Origin of the sequence: Microvirga aerophila, from assembly GCF_003332305.1 — a bacterium.
Classification (GTDB): Bacteria; Pseudomonadota; Alphaproteobacteria; order Rhizobiales; family Beijerinckiaceae; genus Microvirga; species Microvirga aerophila.
On sequence record NZ_QOIO01000038.1, the window covers coordinates 47,530 to 54,013 of the forward strand.

The 6,484-nt window shown below is 61.4% G+C and carries 6 protein-coding genes and 1 pseudogene; 5 read left to right on the forward strand and 2 right to left on the reverse strand.

The genetic code is table 11. From position 1 onward, the window contains the following. From DRB19_RS19365 to DRB19_RS19380, 4 genes are all read left to right on the forward strand, one after another. A complete protein-coding gene (locus DRB19_RS19365; protein WP_114187671.1) occupies positions 1-2,244 on the forward strand; it encodes a heavy metal translocating P-type ATPase in 2,244 nt (747 codons plus the stop codon). A gap of 2 nt (positions 2,245-2,246) precedes the next feature. Next, positions 2,247-2,396: a cbb3-type cytochrome oxidase assembly protein CcoS gene (gene ccoS, locus DRB19_RS19370; RefSeq protein ID WP_114187672.1), complete on the forward strand. Its 150-nt coding sequence runs from the start codon at positions 2,247-2,249 to the stop codon at positions 2,394-2,396. 142 nt (positions 2,397-2,538) lie between these two features. After that, on the forward strand, positions 2,539-3,474 hold the full coding sequence (locus DRB19_RS19375; RefSeq protein ID WP_444980219.1) for an MFS transporter: 936 nt from the start codon (positions 2,539-2,541) through the stop codon (positions 3,472-3,474). 424 nt (positions 3,475-3,898) lie between these two features. Continuing rightward, positions 3,899-4,585 carry a helix-turn-helix domain-containing protein gene (locus DRB19_RS19380; protein ID WP_114187674.1) on the forward strand — a complete coding sequence of 229 codons (687 nt, stop codon included), beginning with the start codon at positions 3,899-3,901 and terminating at the stop codon, positions 4,583-4,585. Between the two features lie 417 nt (positions 4,586-5,002). Here the strand turns inward: DRB19_RS19380 and DRB19_RS19385 are convergent, their stop codons facing one another. Together DRB19_RS19385 and DRB19_RS19390 are read right to left on the reverse strand one after the other, a co-directional pair. Beyond that, complete coding sequence (locus DRB19_RS19385; protein WP_114187675.1) at positions 5,003-5,410, reverse strand: hypothetical protein; 408 nt, start codon at positions 5,408-5,410, stop codon at positions 5,003-5,005. A 266-nt stretch (positions 5,411-5,676) separates the two neighbouring features. Further along, positions 5,677-5,868 carry a response regulator transcription factor gene (locus tag DRB19_RS19390; protein WP_114187676.1) on the reverse strand — a complete coding sequence of 64 codons (192 nt, stop codon included), beginning with the start codon at positions 5,866-5,868 and terminating at the stop codon, positions 5,677-5,679. Positions 5,869-5,919: 51 nt separating this feature from the next. Between DRB19_RS19390 and DRB19_RS31220 the strand changes: the two are divergent. Beyond that, a pseudogene (locus DRB19_RS31220) lies at positions 5,920-6,109 on the forward strand (hypothetical protein); the annotation flags it as partial. Positions 6,110-6,484: the final 375 nt, after the last annotated feature.

The following is a 6,484-nucleotide window of genomic DNA, read 5'->3' on the forward strand; positions in this document are numbered from 1 at the left end:
ATGGCCGAGATCCTCGATCTCTCCGTTTATGTGAAGCGCCAAAACGACGGAACGGCGCATCTCGATCTTGCTGTCGAGGGGATCGACTGCGCTGCTTGCATCGATGATATCGAAGGGGGATTGCAGCACCTCCCCAGGCTCGTGGATGCCCGCCTCAACTACACGAACCACCGCCTCGCGGTGAAATGGCAGGGCGATCTGGAGCCCGCAGCTATCGTGGACGAATTACGGCGGCTCGGGTACCGCGCCCATCCGTTCCAGGCCCGTCTCATCGAGGAAGAGGAGACGCGTCGCGCACAGTGGCTGCTGAAATGCCTCGCAATTGCGGGCTTCGCATCGATGAACATCATGCTACTCGCGGTTTCGGTCTGGTCGGGCAACGCGACCGACATCTCGTCGGAGACCCGCGATTTCTTCCACTGGCTTTCTGCGCTGATCGCCCTGCCGACGGTGGCCTATGCGGGCCAGCCTTTCTTCCGCAGCGCCATCGGCGCTCTCAAGCTTCGTCGCACCAACATGGACGTGCCGATCACCATCGGCATTCTGCTCGCACTCGTCATGTCCGTGGTGGAAACCGTCAGTCATGCGGAGCACACCTACTTCGATTCCGTCGTCATGCTACTCTTCTTCCTGCTCTGCGGCCGCTACCTTGACCAAGCCATGCGCCGGAGAACCAGGGCGGTCGCAGGCAATCTCGCGTCGCTCAAGGCGGAGGTCGCCCATCGCCTGGACGATGGGGGCGAGCCGACTCTTGTGCCCACGGCGGCCTTGAAGCCCGGCGACCGCGTACTGGTGCGCCCGGGCGAGCGAATCGCTGTCGACGGAATCGTGGTCTCAGGTGCATCGGACATCGACGAAAGCCTCGTCACAGGCGAAACGGCGCGCCGGGCGGCGGTTGCAGGCGATACGCTCTACGCCGGCAGTTTGAATTATAACGGCACTCTGACATTGCAGGTTACGGCAGCAGGCAAAGGCACCCTGCTCGACGAGGTCGAGCGCCTGCTCGAAAACGCGGCCGCCGCGAAATCCCGCTACGTGCAACTGGCGGACCGGGTGGCACGAGCCTATGCACCGGTGGTGCACATCGCCACCGCGCTGACGGCCCTCATCTGGATCGCCACCGGCTCTTCCGTGCATAACGCCGTCATTACAGCGGTTGCGGTTCTCATCATCACATGCCCCTGCGCGCTCGCCCTCGCCGTGCCGGTGGTGCAGGTCGTCGCCTCCGGCGCGTTGTTCCGGTCCAACGTCTTCCTCAATGCGGGCGATGCGCTGGAGCGTTTGGCGAGGGTCGATACCCTCGTGTTCGACAAGACCGGCACCCTGACACTGCCGGAGATGCGGGTCGCGAATGCCTCGGCGATCCGCCCGGAGCTCCTGGAAATGGCCGCGCGCCTCGCCCTCTCAAGCCATCACCCTTTGGCGGCGGCCGCCGCTCATGAAGCTAAGAACCGCCAGCCGTATGACGGAGCCGTCGAGGAAACTGGCCAGGGTGTCCGCGCCTCGGTCGACGGCACAGAGATCCGCCTTGGCAGCCCGGCCTTCTGCGGCGCTCTGGAACTTTCCCAGGCGGTGGCGGCCCGCGATCCCGAAGCCTCTCTGATCGCCTTCGCGCATGGCGACGAGCGGGCGGTCCTGCTCATCCGGCAGGCGTTGCGTCCGGATGCGGTCAGGACCGTGAGAGCCCTCCAGGCCCGTGGCCTCGACTGTCGCATTCTCTCCGGCGACCGCCCAGAGGCAGTGGCTCCCATCGCGGCTACGCTCGGCATCCCGGTGTGGCGCGCTGCTGCCACACCGGCGGACAAGATCGCGGCCCTGGAGGAGTTCAAGGCACAGGGACGCAAGGTTCTCATGGTGGGCGATGGTCTCAACGACGCGCCGGCACTTGCCTCCGCAGATATCTCCATGTCGCCGATCACGGCTGCGGATCTCACGCAGGCGCAGGCCGATGCCGTATTCATCGGGGACAGGCTTGAGCCCATCCTGGACGCAGTGGCGATCGCCCGCAGGGCGCACAGCCTCATGCGCCAGAACCTCATGCTGGCCTTGGTCTACAACCTGATCGCGGTGCCGCTCGCGTTCCTCGGCTACGTGACGCCGCTTGTGGCCGCGCTCGCCATGTCGGGCTCATCGACGCTGGTGATCTTGAATGCCCTCAGGGCCCGTGGCCGAGCGGATGCTGCCGAGCCTGCCGCCACCCGCCTCGATCCCGCGCCCACCGCCCCAGCTCTGCAGGGAACCTGACGATGAATATCCTGATCTATCTTGTTCCCATGGCGCTGCTTCTTGGTCTGAGCGGGCTCGCGGCCTTCCTCTGGTCCCTCAAGAGCGGCCAATATGACGACGTGCAGGGTGCGGCCCTGCGCGTCCTGATGGACGACGACATCCGCCGATGACCCTCGCGACAGCCATTCCTCGGGCCGGGCGGCTCGATTGTGTCCGCGAGCCCGGCGACTCACTGAGGGCGTCTCCCACCGTGGCCACACGGCTCTTCTCGCCATTGCTTTCTCGCTCTCAGTTTTGTCCCAGGTGCTCACCTTGAGCATTCTGCCGCTTGCGGGCCTGTCGCTCGCGCCCGGCGCTACTTTGGCCACCCTGCCCTATGCGGCCTTCTATGCTGGAGCGGCGGTGGCAAGCCTTCCAGCCTCTCTCCTGCTCGACGTGTTCGGCCGCCGCGCCGCGTTTTCCCTGGGCGCAAGCCTCGGCGTTGCCGGTGGGCTGATCCTGACCTGGTCCCTGACCCGGTGGCACTTCGGAGGCCTCGTGCTCGGCTCCTTCTGGCTTGGCATCGCATCGGGCTTCAGCCTTTTCTATCGTCATGCAGCCGTACCGCTCGCTGGCAAGGGAGCCAGTGCACTCCTCGTCGTGTTCGGCATGGCCGCCATGGCCGGTCTGGCTGCACCCACGGTCGCGAGCATGGCCGAGGCGCTTGCAACACCAATGACATTTGTAGGCGTGGCAGCGGCAGCTGCGCTGGCGCATGTCGGATCGCTCGCCGCGACTGCTGTCTTGCCCTACCGGTGGCACCGCGACCCTCAGAATGGTCATGCAGCTCCAGCCCGGTGGCGCCCGTTCCTCGTTCCGACCATGATTGGTGCCCTCGGCTGGTTCGTCATGACGGCCGTGATGGGAGCCATGCCTATCGCTATGGTGGGATGCAGCCTGTCAAATGGGGTCCCAGGTGCAGTGGCTTGGCACGTCGTCGCGATGTATGGCCCGTCGCTTGTCCTACTCCGCTGTCCCGGACTGCAGCGTCCCGTATGGATGACGCTGACTGGATGCGCTTTCATCGGGATGGCCGTGTTGTCCTTTGGACTTTCGAACAGCACGGCGGGCTTCTCCATTTCCGCCGCGGTCCTCGGCATTGGCTGGTCGCTTGTATCACTTGGGACGACGCTATGGGTCCATAGCAGCGGGCCATCCCGCTGGCTCCTCGGCCTACACGACGGAATTATTCTTGGGGGGCTCTGCTAGGAGCTCTGATGACCGGAGGTTTCGCATAGACAGTCAATTCGGTCCTTTTTGGCAATCATTGGCGGCCGAAAGCGTGCCACGCATGGGGCCCAGAATTTCAAATGCCAGTAAGCTGGCTTTCGGAGGGACGGCCACAGGGCCGTCTCCGATATACCTCCGGGCGGTTGTCTCGTCGTGGAGTACCAGAGCTTGCCGGGAGCGGAAGCGAAATTGGGGGTATTCTGCGGGTGCCAAAGAAACAACATCCAAGAATCCTGATCACCACGATCCGATTCGCTCTGTCGGCGTCATGACTTCTGGCAAGGTTTTTCGACGGAGCGGTCGAGCTAAGGGGAATCCCTTAGGTAGGACATCTGAATTTCCGAGCCTCCGGCTTGGCGGTAGCCATGAACCAACGCCAACGACTTGAGACAGCGAGGGTTCTATGGATACCGCACTCATCACAAAGCGCCCCTCCTCGACTGCGGCAGCTATCGCCCGACCGTTCCATGAGCTGCGTCCGGCTAATGCCACCTCCTCGTTGGCAGCCGGTTCCGTGCGATCCTACGCCAAAGATGATGAGATTTTCGCGGATGGCCAACGAGCTGCTTATGTCTACAAGGTTGTTTCGGGCGCGGTGCGCACCGCCAAGCTCTTGAGCGATGGCCGCCGTCAAATCGATGCTTTCCATCTGCCTGGTGACATCTTTGGCATCGAATCGGGCAATGACTACCGCTTCTGCGCCGAGGCCATCGACAACTGCATGGTTGTCGCCTACCGCCGCTCCCAGATTGAAAGTCTATCGGGAACAGACACTCAACTCGTCCAGCAGTTCGCGGTTGCAATGATGCGCACTCTGGTGCGGGCGCAGAACCACCTGCTTCTGCTCGGACGCAAAACGGCTATCGAGAAGATCGCCACATTCCTCCTCGATCTGGCGGAGCGACTGCCCGCTGGCGATACGCTTGACCTTCCCATGTCGCGGACTGATATCGCGGACCATCTTGGGCTGACCATCGAGACTGTGTCCCGGTGCCTCGCCCAACTCGACAAAAAAGCCGTGATCAAGATGCTCGCCGCCCGACGGATCGTCCTGAGTGACAAGACAGCTCTCCAACAGCTCAACGATTGATTCGGCATCATCTGATCGAGGAGTTCACCACGCCCGACCCGGGTATGATCTTTCCAGCAAGAACAGGCAACCCCCGGCGCATCCTACGCCTGCTCGGTCACACCAGAACCGAGTGTACTCTCCGGTGCCCCTGGATTGCGTTCCGACAATGCGATTGCGGAGCAGGTTGTTGAAACAGGACGCCGCTGGCTCAGCCGAGTCAGCAGGATTGCGTTGACCTTCAGAGGCATTAGCTGGTGCACCGACCGTCAAGGCAAGCAAGATAAATTCGGCCGAACTCCTGATCATTCAAACAGAGCGCTCATCCTAGGTCGTCAGCAATTATAAGACGTTTCAATGCCCTTGCGTCTCGAACACACATCTTGCTGCAAAATAATCTTGCCTTTTTAGAAACGGGCCTGCCGATCTTGGACTTGCCTAACAATCGACGCGGGAGCGCGGGAGGACCAGTTCATACCTTTCCCGGAACAATGACCTGATGGTGTAGGCGTTTGGGCAATACCGCTGAACCACAGGCGCCCATCCACAATGGATATCGCGCCGGCAGTGGTGCTTGAGCTTGCAACCAGAGCAAACGATGATCATGTCGCGCATGATAGTTGGGTCGATGCGCTCTGTCTTTTCTGGAGCCAGACCGAGGGCAAGCATGAGGCGTGGCAACTCCTCGCCAGCTGTTTTGCCGTGAGCGCTCAGTTGCATCAACTGGTCTGCAGAAAGTCCAACGTCCCGGGCGAGCGCCCCGAGGTCCTCGGTGTCCAGTTTGGCGAGTTCCTGTCCTGTTGCTCGGCCGGACAACCAAGCTGTAAGCGTGGTCAACATACCCATGGTAGGCCTCCTGCTATTCAGCTAGATTGGCATGGGCCTCGTCGAGCAGCCTTGATTCAGCGCAACGCCTAGGTCTGCTGATGGCTTTATGAAATCCTCCTTGACACCGTGTTGCTGAGAGGAGCGAGAACACGAAGCCAAAACTCTCGAGCCGAGTTCTCGTTGGATCGGGTCCGTGTACAGGTCGCCAACGGCAGTATGGATGCAGTCGAGGAGTGCGTCGTCCGCAAGTGGCTTCTCAAGGACGTCTCGGATGTCCGGATGGGTTACGACGCTTGGAATGTCTGAGCTCTTCCGGACGTGATGAAAATGATTGGATAATGCAAGTAGCGCTCGTCGAGACGCTCCACCAATTCGATCCCGCTCGTTCCTAGCATGTTGTAATCGATGACGATACAGACATCCTGGGGAAGATCATGATTTACCAGGAAGGAAGCGCCGCTGTCGTAGACGCGCACGCCCCCTCCATCTCAAGCGCAGACTTTAAGGAGGTTCGGACCGCTTGGTCTCCCCGTGTACCGCCGGACCTCCTTGATAACCCGTGCATCCGTGTCCGCCTTCCGAATGGGGCTCTGTATCGGTGGCGGTTCGAGAACTGGAGAGCTCTGTCTCTACTATCCGGGACAGCGCAATCCGTCAGCCGCTCTCAAGGCGTTTGTCGGCCTGGCTCGCGAACTCAGTGCAGCACCAGGATCGTGAACGCCCAGGACTAAACTATCGGCTGTAGCGGTTGAGCGGGTAATTAGGCAGCACTTACCGGAGCGAGTGACGCCGTTGAGCGTGATGGTCTGCTCCAGGTCAAACTGAGCCTTTGAGCTTTTGTTCATGAAGGTCAGCTCACGCCGCCAATGCGGAATTTCGGCTAAGGTCTGCCCGGTGCCATAACAAGACATTCATTGGTAGCGCGTGCAGTCGGGCTTCGCCGTGGGCCCGCGGCTTCAAACAGGGTGCCTTTGCTCAGGATGATCAGCGAGTGCCGTTATCGGTGCGACCTGATGCCTGCAAGCCCGCCGCCATGGCAACCTGCACCAGCTCAGGCAGGCTTTGTGCCCCTAGGCGCTCCATGATGCGGGC

Coding starts and splice junctions, on each gene's coding strand:
- DRB19_RS19365 (WP_114187671.1), top strand. CDS start 1: ATGGCCGAGATCCTCGATCTCTCCGTTTATGTGAAGCGCCAAAACGAC.
- ccoS (WP_114187672.1), top strand. CDS start 2,247: ATGAATATCCTGATCTATCTTGTTCCCATGGCGCTGCTTCTTGGTCTG.
- DRB19_RS19380 (WP_114187674.1), top strand. CDS start 3,899: ATGGATACCGCACTCATCACAAAGCGCCCCTCCTCGACTGCGGCAGCT.
- DRB19_RS19385 (WP_114187675.1), bottom strand. CDS start 5,410: ATGGGTATGTTGACCACGCTTACAGCTTGGTTGTCCGGCCGAGCAACA.